This is a genomic window from Paraprevotella clara YIT 11840 (assembly GCF_000233955.1).
GTDB lineage: Bacteria > Bacteroidota > Bacteroidia > Bacteroidales > Bacteroidaceae > Paraprevotella > Paraprevotella clara.
In genome coordinates this window covers 385,977-410,796 of record NZ_JH376597.1, presented here as the reverse complement: position 1 = coordinate 410,796, position 24,820 = coordinate 385,977, and the positions used below count along the sequence as shown (strand labels likewise).

Genomic DNA, 24,820 nt, shown 5'->3' with positions numbered 1-24,820 from the left:
AAAACGGAAATGATGAAAACAATGAAATATTATCTGAAGAATATCTTTCTGGCGGCTTCCTGCTTGTGGCTTTTTACCGCATGCAACGACTTCCTGACGCTTTATCCGGAAGACGATATCGTGGACGACGAATATTGGGAAACGGGAGAAGACGTACAGAGTGTGGTGGCTTCCTGTTATCGTTTCATGCTGGAGGATAATGTGATCAGCAGAATCATTTATTGGGGCGAGGCGCGTTCGGACAATATGGATTATTCTACGTCGGCTTCCACTGACGAGCAATATTTGAAAGATGCGAACCTGCTGTCATCGAACGGATTGGTGACGTGGGGCGATTTCTATAAGGTTATCAATATTTGCAACAAAGTCATCAAGTCGGCTCCGGCCGTGCGTGACCGCGACGCCAACTTTACCGAAGAACGCCTACACAATTATTTGGCGGAGGTTTATACTTTGCGCGCACTCTGTTATTTCTATTTGGTACGCAGTTTTGGCGACGTGCCTTATGTGACAGAGCCCAGTGAGAGCGAACAACAGGACTATCAGGTAGCGCAAAGTTCGGCGGACGATGTGATTGTACCGGCTTTGATTGAGGATTTGAAACTGGCGGAGGAGTACGCTCCCGAAGAATGGCCGACGGAACAATACACACGCGGGAGGATTACGAAGAACGGTGTGCGAGCCCTTTTGGCCGATGTATATTTATGGAAGGCTTCCGACGTGGGCAATTCCGAAGCGCAGGCGGATTATCGGTCTTGTGTGGAAGCTTGTGACCGTGTGCTGTACAATCAGGCCATGTATGAAACGGAAATGATGATGGTAGAGGGTAACAGGATGTATAATTCGGTGTTCTACACCGGTAATTCCACGGAGGCGGTTTTTGAATTGAACTTTGATAAGGACGGAAAGATGAACGGGGCCACTGCCAATTTGTACGGGAATACTACAAAAGGCAAAAGTGCCCATTTCGAGCCGACTGCTCAGTTGTTCAATACCTATTTGGATGTGCAGTACGATTATCGTGCTCGCGACTTTATTGCAGCTACGGTAGAGGCCGGTTCCGACGGCTCTGTCGTGCCGCCCACGAGCTTCAAGGTATTCAAGTACGAGGGGCAGTCGCCGGCATTGGCTTTGGTGCCGCACACGTCGGATGAATATAGTTATCGTGCTTCTACCAGCACGGCCAACTGGATATTCTACCGTTTGTCGGATATTTACTTGATGAAGGCGGAAGCATTGGCCGAATTAGCCGTGACGGATGATGAACGCAAGACTGTCATTTCCTTGTGTAACGTGACGTACAAACGGGCTACCATGGAGATGGACTCTTTGGAATATGCCGACTATCCTTCTATGGATGCCGTGAAAGCGATGGTACTCCAAGAACGCCAACGCGAACTTTGTTTCGAAGGCAAACGCTGGTACGACCTGTTAAGGAAAGTTCGGCGTGAGGGAGCGACTGCGGGGGCTTACGCTTTGTTGGAAAAGGCGTATGCCCGGGAGGTTTCCACCTATAAAGCCCGGTTGTCCAATCCGGAGGCGTGGTATCTTCCTATTTCGCTTACGGAGATGAACGCCAATACGCAATTACACCAGAATTCATATTATGCAATGAAAGAACAGTAATCACAGAGGAAAGCTATTATGAAAAGGACTATTATACAACTATCATTCGGTTTGGGTGTACTGGCTTTTGCTGCCGGTTGCCAAGACCATTTGTGGGACGACCATTACGGGATAGACGGTTCGACGGAGACCCGTACGCTCATGCAGGTACTGGAAAGCCGTCCGGAGTATTCGGCTTTCTGCGAAGTCGTCCGGAGCCAGGGGCTTGATTCCTTGTTGTCCACGGACCAGACCTTTACGGTGTGGGCTCCGACCAATGAGGCCATGGCGGGTTATGTAGAGGACGCAGATACGAAAGACCAGTTCTTGAACAACCATATCTCCCGTTACCTGTACGGTATGGTCGATTTGGCAGATACCGCTTCCGTACGGGTCAGGATGCTGAACGGCAAGTCGCAGGACTATGTACGTGAGGGAGGAGCATACACTTTTGCGGGGGTACCGGTAGAGGCTACGGACATTGCGGCCGGTAACGGGATTATCCATACGCTTCGCCAAAGGGCACCGTTTTATTATAACCTGTATGAAAGTATCCGGCAAAAGGATAACGGGACGGACTCCATAGCCCGTTTCTTGACCTCGTTCGATGAATATACTTTCGACGAGGAGGGGAGTGCGGCCATCGGAAAGAATGAGCAAGGCCAGGTTCTTTACGACTCGATTTTCGATTTTAATAACGATTGGTTGCGTCGCTACGGTTTCCTCCATTCCGAGGACAGTGTGTACACGATGATCGTACCGACCAACGAGGGATGGGAAGACGGACGCAGGCGTATGGCACGGTATTTCCGGACCTTCGGAGAGACATTGAAAGACACGGTGAAGTCTTTGATTATTCCCGACCGCGAGTATGCCGTGGGTACGGCATTGGCTGACTCTTTGTCCGATACCTACCTCAAGCAGGCGATGTGTATGGACTTGGTGTTCCGTAAGGATTTGGATTTCGGAGATGTGCCGGGTGACTCTTTAGCCTCTACCTCGGGAAATGTTTTCCACCATCCGTCTTACCTGTTGTCAGGAGCGACGGAGGTTCCGGTCAGCAACGGCAGGATATGGAAGACCTCGGCGTTGAAACACAAACCGGAGGAGTCGTGGCTGAAGACCATTGTCGTGGAAGCTGAGAACACTGCCGGACGGGAGTCGAATTATGCGGTCATCAGTTCGCGTAGTGCATCCTCCACGTCGTTCCGCGATTCTGTATCGGAAGGACGTTTCATCGAGGTGGCCGCTACCAGCGAGAATCCCCGCCAGCAACCCGTGGTGCAGTTTACCGTGCCGAACACATTGGCAGCCAAATACAACGTGTATTGCGTGTTTGCTCCGGCCGGAGCTTATATGGAAGGAGTCGCTGCCGATAGCACGAAAGTGAATTTCTATCTGAATTATGTGCACGAAGACGGAAGGATGTACGAAGATGCGGTGATTGCCGGTCCGATGCCGACTCATGGGGAAACGATGACCAAGATGTTTGTGACCCAAATAGAATTGCCATATGCCAACTATTCTGAATCCCCGTTCGAGGGACCCCTTACGCAAGACGACGATTGTGTGAAGTTGCGTGTACAGGCGAATGTCGACCGGAACGAGACCACGAAGTTTACCCGTACCATGCGGATAGACTGCCTTATTTTTGAACCTGTAATAGAATGATGCGATGACGAACATATTGAAATACGCCATGCTGGCCATGGCTTTGGGGACAGTTCCCGCACGGGCAGCCGGGGACGGTGTTCCGTCGGAAAAGGACGGACAGGAGGTATATGTAAATGGCCGGGTCACGGACGCTCGGAGCGGAAGGCCCGTACAAGGTGTCAGGGTAGCGGCCGGTTCATGGTCGGCACTGACGGACGAGGAAGGCCGTTATAGGGTACGCGTACCGTCTTATATGGTGCAGTTGACCCTTTCTTCTGAAGGTTATTTGCAGAGGACTGTGTCTTTGCAGGGAGATTCGGTGAAAGATGTGTCTGTTTATAGCGATGCCTTTCTGACCTTGAAGGGAGATGATGCTTTTACCAATACGCAAGCTGTGTCGTTGGACGAAGTCTTGGGCGGACGTTGGGGAAGCGATGTGCGTGCGGCGACCCGCAGTGCAGTGGGCGGCGAAGGGGCGAACCTCTTTATACGCGGATATAATTCGCTGAACGTGAACGCACAGCCGCTGATTGTCGTAGACGGTACGATTTGGGACACTTCGACGTGGGTGGAATCCGTTCATGACGGTTTTTATGAGAACCCTTTGGCTTTCGTCGATGTGAACGACATAGAGTCCGTGCAGATACTCAAAGACGCTACGTCCTTATATGGCAGTAAGGGAGCTAACGGGGTGATACTCATATCCACAAAGCGGGGACGGAGCATAACGACCCGTATTGCGGCCGATCTCTCATACGGCTTTGTGCAATCGCCCGAACCGATACGGATGATGGGAGCCGCCCAGTATCGTACTTATCTGAGCGAGATGCTGAAAGGAAGCGGTCAAGGCAATAAACTGGCTACTTTGTTCGACGGATACCTTGGGATGAATCCGTCATCGGCAGATTATTCCACATATCATCAGAACAATGATTGGACGGACAACGTGACCCGTAACGGCTACATGCAACATTACGGCATTAACGTGCAGGGCGGGGACGACATAGCCAAGTATTCCATCTCGTTGAGTTATGACAATCAGAAGGGAGTCGTGGAAGAAACCGGATTCTCCCGCTTGAATGCCCGTATCAATTCCGATGTGTTCCTGACCAAGACGCTGACCTTGGGCACGGACATTTACTTTACGAACTTGAATTATACGCTTCAGGACGACGGCGTGAACGCTACGACCGCTCCCCGTTATCTGGCGTTAATCAAAGCTCCTTTCTTGGTGGGCTACAGCTATACCGACGACGGAACGCAGCTCACGAATACGTTGAACGACGTGGACGAACTGGGGGTATCCAATCCGTTGGCTTTGTTGGAGAATGCGGAGAATACCAATAAGCAATACCGGTTCGGAGTAAGCCTGGCACCGAAATGGGACATCACGGATGACTGGTCGGTAGAGGGACGTTTCAGTTACAGTTTCAACAATTCCAAAAGCCATTATTTCTCCCCGATGGTCGGTGTGGCTCCGCAGGTTGTGGGCAACCAAGTGTGGGAGAATACGGTGAAAGACCAGACGGCCACGCAGAACGATTTGTTCGGCAACGTGAAGTTGTCTTATCGCAAACTGATTCATAACGATCATTTCGTGGATGCTTTCGTGGGTTACCGCATCATGAACACCTCTTTCAAGAGTGTGTATGAGGACGGGCACAATACAGGCAACGACAAAGTGTCCAACATGAATAATTCGTTGTCTTACCGTACGGTAGACGGCCTGAATACCGATTGGAGTTCTATGGCTTTGTATGCGCAGGGCAAATATACCTTCCAAGAACGTTATACTTTGTGGGCCGCCGTGTCGCTCGACGCCTCTTCGCGTTTCGGCAAAGATGCCCCCGGAAGTTTCCGCATGTGCGGCGGCACGTGGGGCACGTTCCCGAGCGTAGGCGGAGCGTGGTTGGTCACAGGCGAGCGTTTCATGCGTCGGCTGACGTTTTTGGACCGTTTGAATCTGCGTGCAAGTTTCGGGGTCACGGGAAATGATAATATCGACGGGATGTATGGCTACTCCTATCTGTCGGGCGTGAACTATTTGGGCTCGGCCGTGGGGTTGAAATTGGCCAACTTGGCTAATTCGTCTTTGAAGTGGGAGACCACGCGCAAGTGGAATGCCGGAATCGATCTGGCGTTCCTGAACGACCGGATAGGAGTGAGTTTCGACTATTTCCGGCACAAGACCAAAGACTTGCTGACGTGGAAGCAGGCCGATACGGAGACCGGGCTCGACACCTATTTATATAATGGCGGAGAACTTACGAACCGAGGTATCGAGATTGCCCTTTCGGCCAAGGTGTTGGACACCAAGCCCTTTAAGTGGAATGCGGAGCTTGGTGTCGCGAGGTACAAAAATGAGATTTCGGCCTTGCCCGACGGAGATTATACAACGGAAATCTTAGGGGGAGAAGTACTGACGGCCGTGGGCCATCCTGCCGGAGTTTTCTACGGTTATGAAGCCCACGGGGTATATGCCACGGAAGCCGAGGCGCAGGCCGCCCGCTTGAAAGTGCAGCATGAAGATGCCTCTTACACCTATTTCCATGCCGGTGACGTACGTTTTGCAGACCTTCATGTCGACGGGGTATTGGACGAAAGGGATAAAACGATTATCGGCGATCCGAACCCTGATTTCACGGGGTCGTTTGCCAACCGTTTTACGATGGGACGTTTCGCTTTGGATGTGTTATGCACGTTCAAATGCGGGGGAGACGTTTATAACTACCAGCGTCAGACATTGGAGAGCATGACCGATACTTACAACCAAACCGGTGCCGTCATGAACCGTTGGCGGCATGAAGGGCAGGTGACGGACATGCCGAAGGCTGTGTATGGCGACCCGATGGGGAACAGCCGTTTCAGTTCCCGTTGGATAGAAGACGGTAGTTTCTTCAAGTTGAAAAATGTGCGTCTTTCCTACGTGTGGCCGATAAACAATGTCTTTATCCAAGGGGTGACTTTTTGGGCAGGTGCATCCAACCTGTTGACGTTGACTAAATATTTAGGTCCGGATCCGGATGTGTCGATGCAGACCGGTGTGTTGTACCAGGGCATCGACAACGGATTGCTGAGCCATGGACGTTCTTATCAAATCGGTGTGAAACTTAATTTATAAAAGTCATGAAGAAATATTTGAGATATATTTTACCCGTTTGTCTGGCCGGAAGCCTGTGCGCTTCCTGTACCGACTTTTTTGAAACCGATTCGGCCGGGGTTCTGAAAACCGAAGGCCAGCGTTACCAGGACGAGACCACGGCGCGGGCCGGTCTGTTCGGTTTGCTGCAAGGTTTGCAACGAATTGGCGACAACTATGTGATTATGGGTGAGCTGCGCGGTGACTTGATGGATGTGACGGAGAACTCTTCCCAGGAACTGCGCGACATCAGCCGTTTCGAGGTGGATGCGGAAAATTCCTATCTGAAAGAGCGAGAGTATTATTCGCTCATCAACAACTGCAATTATTACATCCATCGTTTGGACACGACCATATCCCGACGGGAGGATGACAATAGCTATCCGGTGAAAATCCTTCGCCCTTACATGGCGCAGGCCAAGACCCTCCGTGCGTGGTGTTATCTCCAGTTATGTCTGGACTACGGGCGGGTGAAGTATGCCGACGAACCTTTTTTGGATGTCAGCCGCCCGGTGGAGATGCAGGCGTTGGACTTGGACGGTTTGTTGCCCGTGCTGATTCGGGATTTGGAGGGCGTGTTGCCTTGGATGGTGTCGGACGACACGCCGGTGAGCAGCGGATGGATGCAGGGAAATGCCGACCCCGGATTTGCCGGTTCCGTCCAGTATGAAGGCTATACGGCCAACCAGTTGATGCTTCCCGTACGTTTCGTCTTGGGCGAGCTGTATATGTGGAATCAGGATTTCCAGAAGGCTGCCCAGGTATATTATGACCTGATTTATTGGAATCAGTTGTATGTATCGTCAAGTTATGTGAATTCATATAATGAAACCACTCTGTTGCCGGCCGGAGAGAATTGGACGAACCAATTCTCAGGATTTTCCTACTACGACATTCTGACTGCCATTCCGTTCACGGATGAATATACGGATAATTCTTCCGCTCTTTCGAAGATGTTCACCACCTCTTATGTGCTGGCGCCTTCGCAGGCTTTGATTGATATGTTCGACGACCAGTCGTATTCCATCAACACGAAACCGGTGACGGGAGATCTGCGTGGGGCTTACGGAACTTATTATGATAAGGAAGAGACCGTGGATGGCAGCGAGACGGAACGCCCGTATGTGGATAAGTACAACTATATGCAAAAGAATGAAAATGCTTATGTGGTACTTTGTCGTACCGCTTTGGTTTACCTGCGTTATGCCGAGGCCGTCAACCGCTTGGGGAAACCCAAACTCGCTTTTTATGGTGTGCTGAAATATGGTTTGAGCAAGAACACTTTCGAAATCTACAATGACCTGTTGAAAGACGAACTTACGGGTGAGCCATGGATCGACTTCGGCCTTACCTCTTCCGGGGATATCGGGATGTTCGATGTCAATTCAGGGTTGCATGGCCGTGGGTGCGGCTCGCAAAATCTGGAGTTGGATCCTACTTTCGTCATCGAAGCCTGTGCTTCGTCGGCCGATACCTTGTTGCAGGTGGAAGACAAGCTGCTGACGGAGTATGCTTTGGAAACCTCATTGGAGGGCAACCGTTTCCACGACTTGATGCGTGTGGCCCGTTACCGGAACGATCCGTCTTGGTTGGCAGATAAGGTGGCTGCCAAGTTTCCCGAAGGAGAGCGCGAGGCCATCCGGGCCAAGTTGCTCAACCGGCAGAACTGGTATCTGCCTACGACTGTAGAATTCGGTGAGAAATAGGGAGGAGGTAAGATTGATAAAAGGAATAAAAATGAAAGGAAAAGTGAGGACCGTGAGATGCAAAGCTTTCGGTTGTCCTTTTCCTTTTTTGAATAATAAATGTTTCGCGTGCGAATATTAGAGTCCGTTCTGTGCATAGTGTGGTTTACTTGGGGGATAGTCCGAAAGGTAATAAAGTTCAGTTGGTAAGATTTGATTAGAGTTCATAGGATTTGTTGTATTCTTCATAGCAAATTTAGTCAATGGTTATATATTGTTTGTGAGTTACGAATTCAAGGCTGACTTAAATTTATTTCGAGTTTAGCCTTATTTTTGAGGTAATAAGTGAAAGAATAGTGCTGAAATGCTATTCTTTGTCGATATAATTCTATGTTTGCTTTTTGCTAAACACTTATCTTTGCAAATAAGGACTTAATTTCTTTAGTAATAATCTAACAATAATAACTATGAAGGCAAGAACTTTAACAGTATGGATGACAGGACTATTGTTATCTGCTTCTTTCACATCAAACGCGCAGAATGTACCTGTGGCAACAGGGCGATATACTCCCGATTGGGACAATCTGGCGCAGTGGGAATGTCCTGAATGGTTCCAAAACGTAAAATTCGGCATTTGGGCACATTGGGATCCGCAGAGCCAGGGGGCAGACGGAGATTGGTATGGTCGTGGAATGTATTTCAAAGGTGGTGGAAACTACAATTGGCATGTGAGCCACTTTGGTGATCCTTGTGTAGCCGGTACAGACTATGGTTACAAGGATTTGTGTAACGCCTGGAAGGCTGAAAAATGGGAGCCTGAATATCTTATCAGACTCTATTATGATATGGGGGCTCGGTATTTTTTTGCTATGGGGCAGCACCATGATAATTTCGACTGTTGGGATTCTCCCTACCAACCTTGGAACTCGGTGAATATCGGTCCTAAACGCGATGTGGTAGGAGAATGGGCTAAAGCATGTGAAAAGTATGATCTTCCTTTAGGTGTATCCATGCATGGTAGCCATGCTTGGCTTTGGTTTGAAATCGCCCAGCAATATGATGCCAATATGACGAAAGAAGATGGTAAGGGTAAATGGTGGGAAGGTTATGATCCACAAGATCTTTATGCCCAACGCCATACTCCCAGTAGAGGTTGGGAAGATGCGGGTACCATACACAGTCAATGGACGTGGGGTAACGGTGCTTCACAGCCCAGCGAAGAGTACAAGATGAAATTTCAAAACCGTGTATTGCAGTGTGTGAATGCCTATCACCCTGCCATGCTTTACTTTGATGATACAGTACTTCCTTTCTATGGTTGCGACGAGAGCGTAGGCCTTAATATTTTGGCTCATTCTTATAATACCGATCCGGAAATGGTGGTTACCGGCAAGGTCTTGGACTCTACGCATAAGGAAGCCATGTTGTGGGATATAGAACGTGGTATACCCGATCGCCCACAAGAAAAGCCTTGGCAAACTTGTACTTGTATCGGTGGATGGCATTATGGCGTGAAAGATTATAATGCCGGTTACAAGTCGGCTCAGCAGGTGGTAGATATGCTTGTTGACATTGTCAGCAAAAATGGTAACTTGTTGCTTTCTATTCCTCTAAAAGGAGATGGAACTCACGATGACAAGGAAATGCGTTTCATTGCTGAGATGACAGATTGGATGGAGCAAAACGGACGTTCAATTTATGGGACTCGTGTTTGGAAAACTTTTGGCGAGGGACCGTTGGTTGATGCAAGTAATCCTATCTATAACCAAGGGTTTAACGAAGGTATCAATTATTCTGCAAAAGATGTGCGTTACGTCGTCAAACATGCCCGGACGGAACAGGATGTAGATACTGTCTTTGCTACCATTATGCGTTGGCCGGCAGAACGTACTTTCACGTTTGCTCACTTAGGACGTGCCAATGAATACTTCTCAGGTGAGATTGAAAGTATAGAATTGTTGGGACATGGTGCGGTTGAGCACGAACTTGCGATGGAGGGGCTTACAGTGCAGCTTCCGATAGAGAATACCAATGACATTGCTCCTGTGTTTGCCATAACTTTTAAACCTGGTACGGATAAGCCTATTTCATTGGCCGAGTTTATTGACTATTGTAAACCCCTTGTTGAAGGAGCCGACGGAAATCTGAAACCTGTCAACACAGGTAGTCCCAATGTCTCAGCTTTGTCTGATTTAGGATACTATGTAACTCAAGCGGAAAATAGCCTGGATGGTACTGTCGAAGAACAGGCTGCGGCTCTTGTTGTATTGCGTAAGGCTTTTCAAGCATATCTTAAAGCGTCAGTTACCGAAGCTGGCGCACCTCTTTATGCAGGTGATAATCTTACTGTAGAAATGCTCGTGGAGGCGGCAGACTTCAGTCGTACTCCGGATACTCGAAATGGTAAGCGTTTCGGTAAGCCGGCTAATTGGATTGTAACCAATTTCAATATACCTAATGGCAGTGAGGGGGTTAAGCAAGGACTCGATGCTTACGAAGGAACTGAGGCTTTGATGTTGGGAGTCTGGGATGACCGTACTAATGTAGACTATGACTGTGATCTTTCGCAGGCTGCCATACGTCGTACCGTGCATCTTACTCCCGGTACTTATTATTTCGGTGCTACTTTCAATGCCGTTTACCAGTTGTCTGACGAGGCTTATATGTATGCCTGCCCAGAGGCTGTCGAGGATTTACAGACTTCTGAGATTCCTGTTCGGGCCATTGCATGGGCACGTCTTAATACAGCACCAAATAATGGTAGTTGGTGGGGTATTACTTTTATTGTAGAAGAAGAGCAGGATGTGACATTGGGGTTTCAGGCTAATTTGATGATGGGTAGTGGCACACAGGAATTTCGTGCCACTCGTGTACAATTATGTCGTTACGATGAAAGTAAAATTGTGGCGGCTCGGGATGTGACGTTGCAATTACTTGATGAGCGTTCCAACTTTTCACGTCTTGATGGAAGCGTAACCACACGTTTTGCCACACCCAAGTACTGGCAGGTAGAGAACTTTAAAATCCCCAACGAGGCCGATGGCATAAAGAACGGAATAGACAACTATCCAGGATACAGTTGTCTTATGTTGGGAGTCTGGGATGACCGTAGTGGAAATCAGGAGGGCAACCTTTCCGATGCGCGTATCTACCGCAAGCTACATCTTGATGCAGGTGTTTATACAATGCAAGCGGAGTATCAGACAAGTTATAGTATGAGTCCTGACGCCTATATGTTTGCTTCTACGAAACTTCTGGCCACGCATGACATTCCCGTCAAGTCGTTGGCAAGGCTTGCCATTAATAAGGCGGGCGTGGATGATGGGAAATGGTATTCTATTTCCTTTTCTATCAAAGAGTCTCAGGATGTTTATGTAGGTTGGCAAGCTAATTTGGAGGAGGGAAGTGAAACTCAGGAGTTTCGCGTGAAGGATATACGGATGCTTTACGAGCCTTGGCAAATCGAAGATGCTGTGATTGCTGTCAAAAACACACCTGCGGGTCAGGATACTCATTATTATAATCTGAAAGGGCAGCAGTTGAGTGATGCTCCACAGCATGGTCTCTATATCAAAAATGGTCGGAAAGTACTGAAATAATAAGAACCGAATTTATTATAAATCCTAATTTTAATAATTAAATACAATGAAAAAACAATTATTCTTATCTTTATTTTTGTTTGTGATCACATCATTATTGTGGGCACAAACGGATATGACGGATCGAATCGTCAATCCAGGGTTTGAAGATGGTGTCGAAGGTTGGTACATTCGTAAGGTTGGCCGTCAAACCAACGATGCGTTCGGCTTGAAGGAGGGAACTGCGTATGTGGAAAGTTGGCGTCCGGCAGGAGACAAGGCACAGGATGGTAGTCTTGAACAGGTACTTACCAAACTACCTGCAGGTACTTATACAGTGACTGTTGCTGCACAAAATATTCAGCAAAATACTCCGGATGTTGTTCAAACCGGTGTGTGGGTTTATGCTAACGAAAATAAGACAGAAGTTGGCCTACCGGGTGAATACAGTGTAACGGCCACCACAGTAGACGGTACACTGGAAATCGGTTTCCTGATAAAAGGAGCTACTGGAAATTATGTATGTGTAGACAATTTCCGCCTTACACATGAGGAGCCTACCGAGGAAACTTATGCTGTGTTCCGTGAAGAAATGGGCAAGCTTCTTGCTGAAGCAGAGAAAATAGACGAACAACTTAGTACTCCAGAGCAAAAAGCGCTTAATGAGGCGGTGGCTACTGCAAAAGCTATCTTGGCACAATCCTCTTGGGAAGGTATTATCGAAGCTTATACAGCTTTGGATAATGCTATTTTTAATTATCGTTTCTCGCTGGCTTCTCCAGATAAACCAATGGATGTCACCTCTTATATGACTAATCCAGGTTTTGAGGATAGTACTGTGGGATGGATTAACGGGGGCTTTAATTCTCAGAACAATGACGCATTTGGACTGAAAGTGGGCGATTACTATTGTGAGTTCTGGGGATTGGTGACGGATACAGATATTCATCAGGATGTGGAATTGCCGAATGGGGACTACCGTCTTACGATGGTAGGGCAGAACATAGACCAAGGCAATGTGAATGTGCCTCAACAGGGAGCCTACGTTTATGCTAATAATGTAGAGAAGCTCGTGAACGTACCGGGTATATATTCTCTCGATTTCGTCGTTGTGGATAATAAAGCTCAGATAGGGCTTTACACGCGCAATTGTACAGGTAATTATGTGTGTCTGGATGATTTCCATCTCTATTATGTGGGGTTTGATGAAACAGCTCAGAAGGAAACTCTCCAACAGTTGATAAACGAAGGGGAGGCTTTGATGGTATCCCATCAGCATAAGGACAGTCTGGCTGCCCTTACGAAAGCAGTGAAGGATGCCAAGGAAGTGACAGAGGTAAAGGAAATCGCGGCTTGTGCATTGGCATTGACAACGGCTATTAAGGCTTCGGAAACTAGTGTGGCCGACTATAAAGTGTTGGAGGGGGCTATCAAGGAAGCCGAGGTGCTTGCCAACGAAGGTGTAGGCAGTAATGGGGCTACAGAGTTCCAACAGGCTATTGATGAAGCTAAGTCTGTATATAATACTGCTGTCGCACTCAAGGCGGAAATAGACTTGATGGTCAAGGAGCTGGCGCAAGCCGGTGTGTTGTATTGTGCTGCTAATCCTTCTGGCGAAGTTCCTATTGTGAAGACTTATGACTTTATCCCCCGTGGGGCCACGGGAGCGCTTGGGCGTTTGACTGTGACAGGCCTAAAGGAAAATGATCTTAAATATCAGGGCTTTTGTTGGGCAACTCATAAGAATCCGACTTTGTCTGATGATTATGTGGCCGAAGGGGAACAGTTGTTTGACTATCCGGGGCTTATTTATATTATGGAACCGTTGCAACCTGCTACGGTATACTATGTACGCGCTTTTGCGATGACGAAAGACAATGCTGTAGGCTACGGTGAAGTACGTAAGATTATTACCCTTCCTATGGGACAATGCACGTGGTCGTATGCCAATAACGGTGAAGCAGCCGACAATGAACGCCTCAACGCGGCTTGTGCTGGTGCAATGGATTACTACAATAACTGGACAAGCATTCAGGGGTACCATATTAGCGTGAGCTATGACGCGGGGGATGGTTCGGCTCACGGTAGCTATGGAGGTTGGATTACTGTGGGGCCTAATGCAGGTTATCAACGTATTGGGACCTTGATGCACGAGGCCAATCATGGTATTGGTGTTGGTCAACATTGGCGTTGGGGATGGGAAGAGCTTAAAGCTTCTACTAAGTGGCAAGGCCTTCGTCCCACAAAAACACCCAAAATAGAGCCAGGTATTTGGTGGCAGGGTGACCAAGCTAATTTGGTTGTGGATTTCCTGACCAATGGGCAAGATTTATGCAATGGTGACGGGGCACACATGGGGCCTTTCGGTATCAATGGATCCGGGACGGAGTTTCGCTTGCTTTATATTGCCAACGCGTTGCAGACTCAAGGCTTAGGCGAAGACGGGTTGCCGCCTACTGGAGGTTCTCCCACACCTTATTACACCATCGAGAGCGAGGATACCACGAAGTATTATATTACGAACGAGGATGAGGCTTACGGACGTGCCACGGCTTACCTCACTGAAACGTCCGACGGTCAGTTGGTCTACCGCACCATTTCGTCAGTGGAAGTGGTGGAAGACGATGCTTTCGCATGGCATCTTATCTTCCAGCCCCAGACATGTTACTATTTGTTGCGTAATGCCAAGTCCGGCAAGTATTTCACGTTCAGGAGCGGTAGTATCAGGACGGCCGAGGTGGCAGAGCCAGCCGGACAAGAGAGCTTCCACCTGATGAGAGGGCGTGTGCCCGTCATTTTAGGGGCTGGTGACCAGACGGTGAATACCAAAGGGTATTGGATTTGCGAGGGCAAGCGTAACGTGGAGACTCCTCCTGCATTGCAGGCCAATGGAGAAGGGGGGACTATTACCGTCGCCAACCAAGACTTCACTAATTCGGCTACGAGCCAGCGTTGGGTGTTCCTCACGGCGGATCAAGTACGTCTTGCTGATGAGGGCAAAATCGCCGTGGACAAGGAAAAGTTGCGCCGTTACGTTGCCGGGGCTAAAGAGATGTCCAAAGTTCCGCACCACGACGTGTCGAGTGATGCTTCAGCCTCTTTTACGTCTTTGGTAAACAAGACGGAAGCATCTATTGACCATTTGACTTCTGCCGCGGAAGTAGTTTCCTCAATTGATGCGATGTATGCAGGCATTACGACGTTTATGGTCGGCACGGCCCTTGACGGGATGTCTGCTTACGACCTCACCTTTTTGATAGACAATGCCGGTATGGAAAGCTTCGAGGGTTGGACTTGCGAGCAATCCGACGATCTCAATTTCACGAACGGTGTGTGCGAGGTCGCATCGACCTTTGACCTCTATCAGACGTTGTCCCAGATGCCAAAAGGTGTGTATAGTGCCGTGGTGCAGGGCTTTGAGCGACCGGGGGCTTACTCTCAGGTCGGCAAGGACTACATGTCTGGCGAAGACAATGTGTCGGCTATCGTTTATTTGTATAATAAATCTTCGAAACTTCAAAATATAATGGCTGGCGGTCAAAAGAGGAAGTTGGGTACGGCTTCCCAAGTCTATACGCAAGGACTGTATATTCCCAATAATGTAGCGTCTGCTGTCGACTATATGGAGCAGCAACTTTACGAAAATAAGGTAGTGGTCGAGGTCAAGAGGGATACGGACATAAAGTTAGGTTTGAAGAACAACAACAGCGTTTCTTCCGACTGGACTGTGTTTGACAATTTCAAGTTGTCCTACTATGGCACGGACGTGACGGTGGATGATGTGACAGGAATTGACGGGGTGGAACAGGAACCGGATGCGGGAATTCGACAAGGAATCTATGACCTTTCCGGCCGTGCCATCGCGAATCCTACCCGTCCGGGAATCTATATAGTGAATGGTAAGAAGGTTGTGATACATTGACAAGGATAACATACCAAAAACATTTCGGGGATGTCAGAACGGCATCCCCGGTTTTGTGATGGAGAAGATGGTGTATCTCATGAGGTCAATGTTTGTCGGCGTTGACTGTGTGAAGATGACTTGTAACGTACGGATTTGGGGTGACTTTGGCACAGTAAATGTCCCTCCCAAGAGTTTTCGGGAAAGTCCTTTCATTTTTCAGGTTGTACGGTATGTGCTTGTCATATAGTGATTTATGGTCTGAAAGATATTTCGGGCATCTTTCAGCCGTCTTTCCTTGCAGGAAATGGTAAAAAGTTCTGCGCCGAACGATTTTTCAATCTCAGCCGAACGGTTTTCTGTTCTGCGCCAAACGGAATGAAGTATGACTGAAAGATGCCCGAAATATCTTTCAGCGTGTAACATCAATATTATGAACGGTTTACCATGCGTCCTGAAAGATGAAGGCTCTTTTTGCGAAATTCCTGTGTGGGAGATATGTCCGGCCTCCACGAAGGGCAACGTTCCCCACTGATTATCTGCTCTCTCGGGCACTTTGGGGAGCAGTATCATCTATTTCGGATGTACAATGTCAGAATAGTGCTAAAGTGCTATTTTAGGCTGATATAATTCTATATTTTTTTTTGTCAATCATCTATTTTTGCAAAAAACATTTGATTCCTTTTATAATCAGGCTATAATGATGAGGGTGGAAATTTTGAGAATGTCAGTTTTGTGGCTGTTGTTTTTTGTTCTTTTTGTGGCAAAATCGCAAAACGTACCTGTTGTCATGGGGCAATATATGGGGTGGGACAATCTGCCGCCATAAGAGAGCCCTGAATGGTTCAAGAATATGAAAATAGGCCTTTGGTGGCATTGGGCTTCTTGAAGCAATAAAACGAGTAAATTATCATATTTTTAATCTTTTAAATTAACCGTAATGAAAAAACAATTCTTTCTATTTCTTTTCCTTTGTGCGGCCGCATCTTTGTGGGCACAGACGGATATGACAGATCGAATCGTCAATCCAGGGTTTGAAGATGAAATCAATGGATGGGAGATTCGCAAGATGAGCCGTCAGGGTAATAATGAATTCCCTTTGAAAGTGGGCGATTATTACGTAGAGACATGGAGTGGAGCCGGAAGCAGGGTGGCAGACGGCAGTGTAGACCAAGTAATCCATAACTTGCCGGCAGGGACTTACACAGTAAGTGTGGCAGCGCAGAACATCCAACAGAATGATGCACAAGCCAAGCAGACAGGGGTATGGGTGTATGCCAATGATGACAAAACAGAAGTGAATCTGCCTGATAAGTATGAAGTGAAGACCACGACGGTAGATGGTACATTGGAGTTCGGGCTCCTTGTGCAAGGAGCAACCGGAAACTATGTATGTGTCGATGATTTCCACCTTACTCTTGAGGAACCTACGGAAGAGACTTATGCTATCTTTCGTGAAGAAGTAGGTAAACTTGTTACGGAAGCCGAAGGTATTAACAAGCATCTTGATACACCTGAGCAGAAAGCGCTTGATGCCGCTTTGGCCGATGGAAAGTCTGTGGTGGACGGAACTTCGACTGAAGATGTGACAAAAGTATATGCTGCGTTGAAGGCGGCGATTTATAATTACAGACTTTCGTTGGCTTCACCGGAAGAACCGTTGGAACTCACTTCAAATATGCTAAGTCCTGGGTTTGAAGACAATAGCAAGGGATGGGTTTGTAATGGCTTCAGTCCGCAGAGTAATGATGCCTTTGAATTGAAGGAAGGTACTTATTATTGTGAAATCTGGAGTGGTTGGGGGAATGTGGCTGACGGCGACATCCATCAAATAGTAGAATTACCCAATGGGAACTACCAGCTCACTGTTTTGGCACAGAATATACAGGAAAGTAACAAGGCAATCCCACAGAAAGGAGCCTATGTTTATGCGAACAATGCGCGGAAGGAATTGAGTCTGACCGGTAAATATACGCTTGACTTTGTCGTGGTGGATAATCAGGCTAAAATAGGAGTGAATACAATTGGATGTACTGGTAATAAAGTGAGCATTGATGATTTCCATATTTATTATACGGGGTTTGACGATGATGCGCAGTTTGCAGAGTTTCGCCAAATGATACAAGAAGGAGAAGCGCTGTTGGAGTCTCCACAGCATGCTGATAGTCTTGCCATGCTTGCCAAAGCTGTAGAAGAGGCCAAGGCTGTGACTAAAACCGAAGATATTGCGGACAAGGCTAATATTCTTCGTAAAGCTATTACGGCTTCACAGGTTAGTGTGTGGGATTATGCATTGTTCTTGGAAGCCATACAAAGGTCTGAGCAGGTGCTTGCCGAAGGGTTGCCTAATGGGAACAATGAGCTGAAAGCGGTTATTGACAAAGCCAATGGGCTTTATAAGACGGCTAAAAGTACGAGGGAAGAAATCGACGAGATTTCCAAAGAACTGTCCCATGCCGAACTCCTGTATTATGTGGCTAATCCTTCCGGAGATGTGCCAGGTGTCGAGACTTCAAGTTTTATTCCCCGTGGTGCGGTCGGGGCTTTAGGACGTGTTACGGTAAATGGCATATCGGAAAAAGATATTAAGTTGCAGGGTTACTGTTGGGCCACTCACAAGGAACCGACTTTATCCGACAATTATGTCACCGATGGCGCACAACTGTTAAACTATCCCGGTCTTATTTATATTATGGAACCGTTGCAGCCTGCCACGGTGTACTATGTACGCGCTTTTGCCATGACACAGGGCAATGCCGTGGGATACGGTGAAGTACGTAAAATCATAACGCTTCCCATGGGGAATTGTACATGGAGTTACGCCAACAATGGCGAACAGGCCGATAACGAACGGATTAGTAAGGCATGTCGCGAGGCTATGGATTATTATAATAATTGGACGAGCATACGGGATTACGGAATTACTGTGTCGTTTGGTGCCGGTACCCCGACAGCTGAATGTAGTTATGGCGGTTGGATGTCAGTAGGACCTAATCCTGCATACCAACGTACGGGAACGGTGATGCACGAATCCAATCATGGTGTAGGAGTTGGTCAACATTGGCGTTGGAGTTGGGAAGAGCTTAAGGCTTCTACTAAATGGCAAGGGCTATATCCCACTAAAATGCCTAAAATTCAGTCGGGTGTATACTGGCAAGGTGACTTGGCCAACCTTATTGTGGAGTTTTTGACCAACGGACAGGATTTGTGTAATGGCGATGGTATGCACATGGGGCCTTTCGGTATCAACGGTGCCGGGGCGGACAATGGCACGCGTCTGCTTTATATCGCCAATGCCTTGCAGACACATGGACTTGGTGTAGACGGTCTGCCCCCTTCCGGTGGTTCGCCCTCTCCTTATTATATATTCGAGAGCGAGGATGATGTTAAATATTACATCACGAACGAAGATGAGGCTTGTGGACGAGGGACAGCCTATTTGACTGAGAATGCAGACGGTACATTGGCCTATTGTGCTGTTTCTACGGATGAATTGGTGGGTGACGATGCATTCGCATGGCATCTTGTCTTCCAACCTCAAACATGTTATTATTTGTTGCGTAATGCCAAGTCCGGCAAGTACTTTACTTTCAAGAGTGGCAGTATCAAGACGGCAGAAGTGGCCGAACCTGGGGAACAAGAAAGTTTTCATTTGATGAGGGGGCGCGTACCTGTTATTTTAGGTGTGGGGAATCAGACCTTGAATACCAAAGGCTACTGGATATGCGAAGGCAAACGTAACATGGAGACTCCTCCTGCATTGCAGGCAGAAACAGATGGAAACACAAAAACAGCTTCTACACAAGATTTCAGCAATGCAGCTACCAGCCAACGGTGGATAATCCTTACGGCAGACCAGATACGTCTTGTGGATGAAAGTAAGGTGACTTTGAATCGTGAGAAGTTACGTCGTTACGTTATTGGGGCTAAAGAGATGGTGAAAATCCCACATCATGATGCTACGGATGATGCAACTGGCATCTTTACGGCTTTGACCAATAGGATGGAGTCGTCTGTGGATAACTTGGCAACTGTGCAAGACTTGGAAAATGCCATTTGTGAGATGTATACGGGCATTATCTCGTTTATGTCAAATACTGTACTTGACAACCTGTCGGCTTACGACCTCTCTTTCTTAGTTGACAATTCCGGTATGGAAACTCTCGACGGTTGGGATTGTTCCCAGGCTGACGTGCTCCTTTTCACGAATGGGTTATGTAATACTTCGTCAACGTTTGACCTTTATCAAACGTTGAAGCAGATGCCCAAAGGGGTATATCGTGCCGGTGTACAAGGGTTTGAACGTCCTGGTACTTATTCCCAAGTAGGTAAGGATTATGTTTCCGGTATAAACAATGTGTCTACATCTATTTATTTGTATAACAGGTCTTCCAAGATCCACAATATAATGGTGGGAGGACAAGAGAAGAAGTTGGGAACGTCTTCTCAAGTCTATACTCAGGGTTTGTATATACCCAACAATGTGGCCTCGGCTTCCGACTATATGGAGGAACAGCTTTACGACAATACGCTTGTGGTTGAAGTCAAGAGGGATGCAGAGGATATCAAGTTGGGATTGAAAAACACAAAGGCGGTTTCTTCCGATTGGGTGGTATTCGATAATTTCAGCCTTTCCTATTATGGAAGTAACGTGAGCGTAGATGATGTGACAGGTATCAATGATGTGAAGGTAGATACTACAGTTGTGGAAAGACAGGGAGTCTATGACCTTTCCGGCCGTGCCATCGCGAATCCTACCCGTCCGGGCATTTATATAGTGAACGGTAAGAAAATTGTGATACATTGACAAGGATAACATATCAAAAACATTTCGGGGATGCCTGTAGCGGCATCCCCGGTTTTGTGGTGGAGAAGTAGACGGTTCATTCCCTATGGGCTTCTTTTATTTCCATGGCCGTTCCACCACTGGCTTGTAATTGGATATTGAGGATTTGACCTCCTTTGATGACCTTTTGTTTGATGGCTACCTTAGTACGCGTATCTAAATGAGGGTCGTCCTCGTATAATGTCACCATATACCTTTTTCCACGTTGGAGGAATTCTGTGGATAGGGAGAGCTTCCGGGCTTCCAGTCCGTTCATTACGCCCACGAACCATTTCTCTCCGCTGCGTCGTGCCATGGCAATGTATTCGCCCGGTTCTCCGTCTATCGGGTAGGTCTCGTCCCATGTGGTCGGTACGTTTTTCCAAAATTCCAGTTCTTTTTCGCCTTGATACAGCGACGGAGTATCGTACCAATAGAGGAAAGTGACGGGGCTGTAATAGACGACGGGCATGGCCAGTTGATGTGCGTGCGTGTTCTTCACCCTCGCGTTGAAGTAACAAGGAGTGTAGTCGGCTGGACCGCAAAGGAAGCGGGTGAACGGCAGGATGGTGTTGTGGCGCGCGTCCGGCATGGTCTCGTTGCCGGCGATGCCTTCCTGTGTCATCAGGTGGGGCAGGGTACGGCTCACGCCCGTGGGGCGGTATTCGTCGTGTATGTCCACCATGATGCCGTAGTCGGCGCATTGGCGTACGGCTTTGTGTAGCCAGATAGTCCAGAATTGGTTGCCTACTTGCACGAAACCGAACTTGATGCCTTTTATACCCCATTCTTTATAAAGAGGCAGCAGCCGGTCTATTTGTTGGACGAGGGCGCGTTGGTTGACGTAAAGCCATACTCCGATGCCTTTCGTGGAGGCGTAGTCGCAGATGGCCTTGATGTCCAGGTCTTTGCTTTCGGATATACGGGTCGCGTCGCTCTCCATCTTCATTTCCGGCCCGTACCACCCGGCATCCAGATGGATGTATTGCAGTCCGCGTTCGGCGGCGAAGTCCACGGCGGCTAGTGCTTCTTTCTGCGAGAGTCCGCTACGGAATGTCTTTCCCGGCCTGATCCAAGACAAGTCCCCTTGCAGGACATTCGGTTCGTTTAGGTTCAGGTAGATGAAGTTGTGGGCTATCAGATCCACGGGGCGTTCCGCTGCCATGATGACGCGCCACGGCGTGTCGTAGGGCGTGATGATGTCGGCACAGTCGTACATGGAGGTTTTCAGCGTGTGAGCCTTCCCGGAAGCGAGGGCGAACTTGGTGCGTACGTAATCCACCATACGGGCTTCTCCGAGGGAGACCGTCAGGCCGTTCCCCAGTTTCATCGTCAGGGGGCGTTCGCTTTCACCTTCCCAGCCCTCTAACGGGAGCAGGGAGACGGGAGCCTGCGCCCACGGTTCGTGCCAGGCCATGGTGCCCTCCGGCATGGCAAATTCGGTGAGTTCGTCTGTAATGTGCAGGAACAGCCCGTTGCTGGTGGCCGGGAAATGATAACGGAAAGCCACTCCTTCGTTGTAAGCCCGCACTTCCACGTTCATGAAATAAGTGCGTGAACGGTCGTAACCGCCTGTCACTTCACTTGCCGGTGCTTCTCCTTTTCTGAATTTGATTTGCAGGCTGCGGTAGCAGTCCGGGATTTCTTTGCGTTCGCCGTATAAGGGTTGCCATGTTCCGTCGTGCGAGGCCGAGTCTGCCCCGATGAATGTCAGGTTGTCCCTCCAGTTCCTACAGGCGTCATTTTCGATACCCAACGCGCTCTCCAAGAGTTTGTTTTCGATTTCCACACCCAGTTCCGAACGGCGGACAATCTCTTTGCCTTTATAAGATAAGGTGTAATACATCCGTGTTTTGCCTTCCGGCTCTTCCTGCGTGAAAGTGAACACATAGTTGCGGTCGGGCGACGACACTTGGAACGTGTGGGGCGAGGCCCATCCGGTGACGGCCCACCATGCCATACATAGGGATATGAACTGTTTTTTCATTATGGATAAATTTGTAGTTTAAAATATGCTTCTACTTCTATATACGATTGAAAAGGACGTTTAACGTACTCCGAGAGAAAATTTTTATGTGTGGTGTGCGTAAATAGGGCTTTTCAATCGTATTAGACTATAGAGACATCAAATCATAAGCATATACAGATGAAGAAAGTCGTAGTTTGTGTGGGAGGTTTCCTGTTGGGCCTTTCCTTATGGGGGCAGCGCGTCAACCATCCGGCGTTGCTCTTCACGAAAGAACGGGTGGAAGCGGCCAAGGCACGTGTACAGTCGGACATTTGCATGGCCCGTTGTTGGGCGGACATCCGTAAGGTGGCCGATGCCGCATTGGAGAAAAACGACCTCAACCGATCGGATTATCTGGCTTTGGCCTATCTGATGACGGACGACCGCCGGTATGCCGACCGTTTGAAATCCATTTTGCAATCGGTCACGCAGGCCAGGACTTGGGGAAGCGAGGAGATGCTGTCGCGTAAGCCGGTGTGGCGTGCCGATTTGGGACTTTCCCATAAATGCCTGATGGCCGCGTTGGCTTACGATGCCATTTATGAGACCTTATCGTCACGTGAACGGAAGGAACTGGCCGAAGATTTGCTTCGTCTCGGTGTGGAACCTTCGTTGGGCGACTGGGTGTTGGAGCCTACCCGTATCCATTCCCTGAACTCCATGGGGCATAACTGGTGGACTTCGTGCGTGTACAACGGCGGAATGCTGGCCATGGCTTTACAAAATGAGTTGCCCGAAGCCGTCGAATGGGTGGAGACGCTGAACGAGGCCATGCCGGAGTGGTTCGGTTTTGCTGGTGACGTGTTGCAAGCCAAGATAAAATCTTTCGACGAAGCCGGTGGTATGTATGAGAGTTTGAACTATGCCAATTTCGGTATCCAAGAGGCTTTGCAATACCGGATAGCCTGGCAGAACACCCATCCGGGGCGGAAGGCTCCGGAACTGCCCCAGTTGGAGCGTTTGCCCGACTATTTCGTACAAGTGTGCTATCCGCGTACGGGCATATTGTATAACTTGAATTTCGGAGACAGCCATAAGAACGTGACGGCAGAATCGAGCATGATGCTGTTGTATGCGTTAGGCATACGGCGACCGGAAATCCTGTGGTACATCAACCAGGTACAGGAGGGGCAACATCGCGACGGCTATTTCCGTAACCGCCCGATGGGATTCCTTTACATGCCGGATTGCAGTAAGGCACCCGCCGTGCCGGACGTGGCTACTTCGTGCCTGTTTGCCGATTTCGGCTGGGCCGTGATGCGCGATTCTTGGAAAAAGGACGCAGCGATGCTGGCCGTGAAGAGCGGACAGACGTGGAACCACTCGCACGCCGATGCCAATTCGTTCATCTTGTTTTATAAAGGCGTGGATATACTGAAAGACGCAGGCAACTGTTGGTATCCCAATCCTGCCTACCGGAACTACTTCTTCCAAAGCCAGGCGCACAATGTGGTGTTGTTCAATGGGGAAGGACAGTCGCGCGAACAGCAGTATCAGGGTTCTTATTTGCGCGGAAGCCTGCATTACCTGATGGATAACGGGAAGATGAAATATGTGTTGGCCAACGGTACGGGGCCGATGTCGGACAAGTTCAGCCGGAACTTCCGCCATTTCCTGTGGATGGACAAGGTGATTTACATGATAGATGACATAGCTGCCCATAAGCCCGGGCATTTCGAATGGCTTTGGCACTATAACGGGAAGGCCGTGAAGCGGGGAGCCGACGTGACGGTGACCTCCGACAGTGCTTCCGTGGTCATCCGTCCGTTGTATCCCCGTCTGCTGGCCTTATCCGATTTTGTACATGACTATCCCGACGATTTGTATTGGGAAGTGAAAAAAGGACCGACCGAGGATTTGAAGGGTGAGGAAGAATACTATTCGTTCCATCTGCCCGGCGAGCATAAGCGTGTCAAAGGACTGACGGCCGTCATCCTGAAGGATTCGCCCGACGATAAGGATTTGCCGATGATGGAACGTACGGAAGGAAAAGACTGGATAGGGTTGAAAGTGCGTCGGAACGGAAAGGTCACGGACATTTATATCAACCAGTTGGCCGATGGACGGCTGATGCACAACAATTCATGGATTACGGCCGACGGATGGACTACGGATGCCTACATGTTTGCCGTGACGTATGACGAAGGTACGGATCCGGCAAAGGCTTCGGAGATGTTCGTTTGTTACGGCAGCGCATTGCGCCGGGGCGAGGTGTCTTATTATTCATCCTTGTCCAAACTCTTTGTCATGCAACGCCGGGAAGGCAAAAAACTGGATTTGCGGGTGGAGGGGCAACCCCATATCCGGGCTGCTTTCCGTCAGCCGTCTTGTCCGGCGGAACTGGAAGTGAACGGGCAAAGGCAGAAAGCGGTCTACGAAAACGGGAATGTCATATTGAAGAGTAAACTATAAAATTGCAATACGAT

At 48.6% G+C, this 24,820-nt stretch carries 9 protein-coding genes; 8 read left to right on the top strand and 1 reads right to left on the bottom strand.

What is annotated here, in order from left to right; genetic code table 11:
- Window positions 1-12: 12 nt before the first annotated feature.
- The 7 genes from HMPREF9441_RS07820 (at window position 13) to HMPREF9441_RS07785 (ending at window position 20,368) form a co-directional block, all read left to right on the top strand.
- Window positions 13-1,626 carry a RagB/SusD family nutrient uptake outer membrane protein gene (locus HMPREF9441_RS07820; RefSeq protein WP_244949683.1) on the top strand — a complete coding sequence of 538 codons (1,614 nt, stop codon included), beginning with the start codon at window positions 13-15 and terminating at the stop codon, window positions 1,624-1,626.
- 18 nt (window positions 1,627-1,644) lie between these two features.
- Window positions 1,645-3,276: a fasciclin domain-containing protein gene (locus HMPREF9441_RS07815; protein WP_008619944.1), complete on the top strand. Its 1,632-nt coding sequence runs from the start codon at window positions 1,645-1,647 to the stop codon at window positions 3,274-3,276.
- Window positions 3,277-3,280: 4 nt separating this feature from the next.
- Entirely contained in the window at window positions 3,281-6,379 is a 3,099-nt protein-coding gene (locus HMPREF9441_RS07810) for a SusC/RagA family TonB-linked outer membrane protein (protein ID WP_008619943.1), read from the top strand.
- 5 nt (window positions 6,380-6,384) lie between these two features.
- Window positions 6,385-8,103 carry a RagB/SusD family nutrient uptake outer membrane protein gene (locus HMPREF9441_RS07805; RefSeq protein WP_008619941.1) on the top strand — a complete coding sequence of 573 codons (1,719 nt, stop codon included), beginning with the start codon at window positions 6,385-6,387 and terminating at the stop codon, window positions 8,101-8,103.
- 446 nt (window positions 8,104-8,549) lie between these two features.
- A complete protein-coding gene (locus HMPREF9441_RS07800) occupies window positions 8,550-11,681 on the top strand; it encodes an alpha-L-fucosidase (RefSeq protein WP_008619939.1) in 3,132 nt (1,043 codons plus the stop codon).
- Window positions 11,682-11,796: 115 nt separating this feature from the next.
- Window positions 11,797-15,582 carry a hypothetical protein gene (locus tag HMPREF9441_RS07795; RefSeq protein ID WP_230315582.1) on the top strand — a complete coding sequence of 1,262 codons (3,786 nt, stop codon included), beginning with the start codon at window positions 11,797-11,799 and terminating at the stop codon, window positions 15,580-15,582.
- Between the two features lie 919 nt (window positions 15,583-16,501).
- Window positions 16,502-20,368 carry a hypothetical protein gene (locus HMPREF9441_RS07785; RefSeq protein ID WP_008619935.1) on the top strand — a complete coding sequence of 1,289 codons (3,867 nt, stop codon included), beginning with the start codon at window positions 16,502-16,504 and terminating at the stop codon, window positions 20,366-20,368.
- Window positions 20,369-20,444: 76 nt separating this feature from the next.
- On the opposite strand, the gene HMPREF9441_RS07780 is transcribed toward HMPREF9441_RS07785, so the two are convergent.
- Entirely contained in the window at window positions 20,445-22,373 is a 1,929-nt protein-coding gene (locus tag HMPREF9441_RS07780; RefSeq protein ID WP_008619934.1) for a glycoside hydrolase family 97 protein, read from the bottom strand.
- A 159-nt stretch (window positions 22,374-22,532) separates the two neighbouring features.
- On the opposite strand from HMPREF9441_RS07780, the gene HMPREF9441_RS07775 reads away from it, so the two are divergent.
- Window positions 22,533-24,806 carry a heparinase II/III domain-containing protein gene (locus tag HMPREF9441_RS07775; protein ID WP_008619932.1) on the top strand — a complete coding sequence of 758 codons (2,274 nt, stop codon included), beginning with the start codon at window positions 22,533-22,535 and terminating at the stop codon, window positions 24,804-24,806.
- The last annotated feature ends 14 nt before the right edge of the window (window positions 24,807-24,820 follow it).